This window comes from Sphaerochaeta sp. (assembly GCF_050178175.1).
Lineage (GTDB): Bacteria > Spirochaetota > Spirochaetia > Sphaerochaetales > Sphaerochaetaceae > Sphaerochaeta.
This window is the reverse complement of the sequence record NZ_JBFXGH010000111.1, coordinates 2,911-7,248: the sequence shown is the minus strand read 5'-3', so window position 1 is coordinate 7,248 and position 4,338 is coordinate 2,911. Positions and strand designations below refer to the sequence as shown.

Annotated in this window: 3 protein-coding genes; all 3 read right to left on the bottom strand. The window is 45.6% G+C overall.

The features are described from left to right. Positions 1-354: 354 nt before the first annotated feature. Positions 355-1,215 carry a PhzF family phenazine biosynthesis protein gene (locus tag AB7S66_RS10375; protein ID WP_428519731.1) on the bottom strand — a complete coding sequence of 287 codons (861 nt, stop codon included), beginning with the start codon at positions 1,213-1,215 and terminating at the stop codon, positions 355-357. A 40-nt stretch (positions 1,216-1,255) separates the two neighbouring features. Continuing rightward, entirely contained in the window at positions 1,256-1,801 is a 546-nt protein-coding gene (locus tag AB7S66_RS10370) for a GNAT family N-acetyltransferase (RefSeq protein ID WP_428519729.1), read from the bottom strand. Between the two features lie 258 nt (positions 1,802-2,059). Beyond that, positions 2,060-4,072 carry a ribonuclease R gene (rnr, locus tag AB7S66_RS10365; RefSeq protein ID WP_428519727.1) on the bottom strand — a complete coding sequence of 671 codons (2,013 nt, stop codon included), beginning with the start codon at positions 4,070-4,072 and terminating at the stop codon, positions 2,060-2,062. Positions 4,073-4,338 lie beyond the last annotated feature (266 nt).

The window sequence follows — 4,338 nt, the reverse complement described above, 5'->3', positions numbered from 1 at the left end:
TGAAAAAACCGAACTATATTCCTGCAATGCGTCTCGATTCCGTTGCATCGTTGACCGAGTGGAATCGCATACGGTACTACCGCTAGCAATTGCAAGCTTGGCATTGCGGGTCCTTCAGGTCAATCGCCCACGGTTTGTGTATAATATCAACCGAAATCCATTGCTGAGGCTTTTGAATATTCTCCCTCATTCCTGGCAAACAGGAATCATCAGGAGGAGTCTTCAATAGAGTGGGTCATTGGCATGTGAAAAACTGCATTTCTTGGTTATCAAAGAATTTAGAATAATCTCATCAATCTGGATGAATAGAGACTTCTTTTTGGTCCCTTTTCACTTCACCTTGTAAGCGCCTACCTAACCCTCGATATAAAACGTTCCCTCAGCAATGATGGATACATTTCCACTGACCATGATACAGCCTGTATCTTTTTCTTGTAGAACATGAAGTTCACTAGGTCGGTCAAGAAAACGTCCTTGATGAATGATGATCTCTTCACCTGTCTTGCATACGCCATGCGCACAGAGGTATGCTCCAACTGGTCCAGCTGCGCTGCCGGTGGCAACGTCTTCCAAACCATCAAAATCGAATGTTCTGCCTTCTTTTGCATCAATATCAAACACATAGGCAAACTTTGCACCGTAGGAGTTGAGCAGTGGTTCATAATCCTTGGCAAACATGCCGGTTCTCTCAATTCCGCTGTGAATGGGTACGAGCAGGTACGATAAGCCGGTTGTCATGACCTGAAGAGGATACGCTGTAGCAAGATCGTCCATGGTGAGTCCAAGCGGTTCGATCAACCGGGGATAGTCTTCAGGGGGAATGTGTCCGATGGTCTCTGCTACACCTTGGTTCATGCTGCAGAGATACTCCTTTCTTTGGTCGATTGCAACGCTGGTGACCTTCACATCCTTACCATTCAGATGGAACTGGATTGCTTCCGTTTCTTTATCATTATCATTGTGTAGCATATGTATCACCGCAGCTGCACCAAGGATTGGGTGCCCTGCGAAATCCAGTTCCTCATCCTTCGTGAAAATTCTTGCCCTATATTCGTCGTCCCAAAGCTTTTTGAGAAAAATCGTCTCATACTGCTTCATTTCCTGGGTAATCAGAAGCATGGTTTCACTATCAGGGAATCGGTCGCAAATCAAAACGGTCAGTCCATTTCCTGTCAGCGGTCCTTTTGAAAAAACATCAACATGGTAGTACTGCATGAACCTTCTCCCTTTTTGGTCTTCCACTAGGATTGAAACCTCAGCTCTTTTGCGTTCTGGACCACTGTTCCTTGGTCATAACGTTTGTATGACCAATCCTTGTCTCATTCATGAGGGGCACCGGTACCTCATCACAGGTATGATGGTAGATAAAACCAAGTTTCTCCTGAACCCTCTTGGATTGAGTGTTTCCATCGTAATACCCACACCAGATTGTGGTGATTCCCAGATCTTCAAACCCATGGCGAATCAGTTCTGTTGCAGCTTCAGGTATATATCCCCTTCCCCAAAAGGGTTTGCCAATCCAATACCCCAGCTCACACTCATCATCACGTTCAGTCATATCGGTATGCCCATTCAGTTTGAGTTCTATGGCTCCAATTGCCTCATCACTGTCTTTTTTACAGATTGCATAGCATTCTGCTCCGGTAAGCACATTTCTAATGGCATCCAGGCTCTCTTCTTCACTTGTATGGGCAGGCCATCCTGCAATCGGGCCAATATCAGGATCCTTGGCATATGCATATAAACTCTCAGCATCCGTCTCCGTCCAAGGACGAAGAGCGAGTCTTTTTGTCTGCAACATCACTCTTTCCTCATCTCCATGCATTCACAGTTTTTTCATCATCGCGTCAGGAAGACAGTTTTTCCCTTCCTGATACTTACAATCGTGTATTTGGTATCTTCCCATTTTGGTTTGAGTTATCCAAGCCATACCGTGCATCAGTTAAATCCTACAATATGAAAGGAGTATATGCAGTCCTTACTAATCAAATGATGATAGGTGGATGTTGTTGAGCTGGAAACAACATCACAGGAATCGTTCCCGTGATGTTGCTTGAAGTCATACAAGCAAAAAATCCGCCCGTTTCTCCTCTTTGGACACACTCTTGATCTTGATGGTAACCGCATCCCCCATGCGGTAGACCTTTCCAGTCTTTCGCCCGGTGAGGGTGAACTCCTCCTTATTAAAATCGTAGTGGTCATCTTTGAGCTCGGAGACATGCACCAATCCCTCGATGACATAGTGTGACAGCTCTACAAACATTCCAAAGCTTGCCATACCGGAGATGATTCCCTCGTACGTCTCTCCCACCTTTGAGGAGAGGAACTCCATCGATTTGATCTTGATGAATTCACGTTCAGCCTGGGTTGAGAGAATCTCCCGCTCTGAACAGTGCGCACAGATGGATTCCAGCTTCTTGGACAAGGTCTCAGCTTCACCTTTGGTTGCTCCCTTCTTGTCTTTTTCCTTGCTCGCATAGTATTTCAACAAACGATGCACCACCAAATCGGGGTACCTTCTTATGGGGGAGGTGAAATGGGTGTATGCATCAAAAGCCAAACCAAAGTGCCCTTCATTCTTTGTGCTGTAGTAGGCTTTGGTCATGGATCTGAGGGCAACTTTCTCTATAAAGTACTTGTAGTCAAGGTTTTCTATGATGTCGAGGATTTTCCTGTAATCATCCGATTGCACTTCCTTGTCGAGTTGATATTTCAGTCCCAACCGTTCAAGAAGGTCAAGGAAGCTTTGTATTGACTCCTTGTCCGGCTTTTCATGCACTCGATAGACAAATGGCTTCGGATTCCTTTTGGTAGATTGCTTGGCAATATGGCTGGCAACAATACGGTTTGCCACAAGCATGAACTCCTCTACCAACCGATTTGATTCAATTCTTTCGCGTGGCCTGATCGAATAGGGTACTCCCTGTTCATCAAGAGAGATTGCCGCTTCAGAGATGTCGAAATCGATAGAGCCCATCTCTTCCCTCGCCCTTCGAAGGATAAGGGAGAGCATCAGCATGAGATGAATGGTCTTCGCATGTGGATGCTCCTTTCCTTCAATGATTGCTTCAACCTCTTCATAGGTGAATCGGGCAGCACTTTTGATAACGGTTTCCCTGATCCTATATTTCTGCACAATGCCGCGGGAATCGATTTCCATAATGACAGAGAAAGCAAGGCGATCAGTGTTTGGCTTGAGGCTGCAAAGATCATTGGAAAGCCGCTCAGGAAGCATTGGTATTACGTTGTTGACGAAATAGACGGAGGTTCCCCGTTCATATGCTTCCTTGTCAATTGCCGATCCCTCACGTACATAATGGGACACATCTGCAATATGCACCCCCAGTTCGAAACGGCCGTTATCCAATTGGACAAGCGAGATGGCATCATCAAAATCCTTTGCAGATTCCGGGTCAATGGTGAAACAGGGAACTGAACGGAAATCTTCGCGGCTCTTCAGCTCTTTTTGCAGATCAAATTCAGGAAGCCCAGCCAGTGCCTTGTTCACTTGGGCGGGGAATGGAATTGTCAGGTCGTTGTTCCGGGCAACCAAGAGGAGGTCCATCTCCTTGCTCTCCGGCTTTCCCAAGATATCGATGATCTTCCCTGTTACGGTATGGTCATTCTCGTTCCAGCCCGTTCTCATGATCACGACAAACTCACCATTCTTTGGTTTTCTTCCAATTTTTGGCGAAGATAAAGAGTCCTTTGGAATGATGATGGGATTGTTGTATCGCTCATCGCTTGGGATGACCGACCCCCCTTCCTTGCTGCTCTTGAAGACACCGATGATCTCTTTGTCCTGCAAGGTGAGGATTTTTACAATTCTTCCTTCTGGATTCTTTTTTGGGACCTTTTTTATGATCTCAACTGCGACATAATCCCCATCCATGGCATTCAGCATATGTTCCAGAGGGATGAAGATATCAGTTCCTTTCTTTACGAGCACGAAACCGAATCCCTTTGCGTGGACAGAGAGGTTGCCCTCTATCACTTTTCCCTTTGTTTTTTGTGTTCGTGTGGATTTCTTGGTCCGTTTCACGTTGTTGTTTGTGTCAGTCTTCTTGGGCACGGTATTTGCTCCTTGGTTCCAGTCTTTAGTGCGTAGAGCTTGTTTACAAGTATCTGTTTCTCTCAAATCTCAGTATCTCATAGCTTGTTATAGTGTAGCACGCAAATTCTGCTGTATCATACCTTTCTTTCGGGTGCAATGGATGTATCATGAGCAAGATGCATCGTGGAATCCTTGGAGGTAGTGATGAACTCCAAAACTCATAGTACCAGATGCATATTCAAAGAAAGCGAAAAAGGTTTTCCATGCTTGTCGTCCAATGACAG

Coding starts and splice junctions, on each gene's coding strand:
- AB7S66_RS10370 (WP_428519729.1), bottom strand. CDS start 1,801: ATGTTGCAGACAAAAAGACTCGCTCTTCGTCCTTGGACGGAGACGGAT.
- AB7S66_RS10375 (WP_428519731.1), bottom strand. CDS start 1,215: ATGCAGTACTACCATGTTGATGTTTTTTCAAAAGGACCGCTGACAGGA.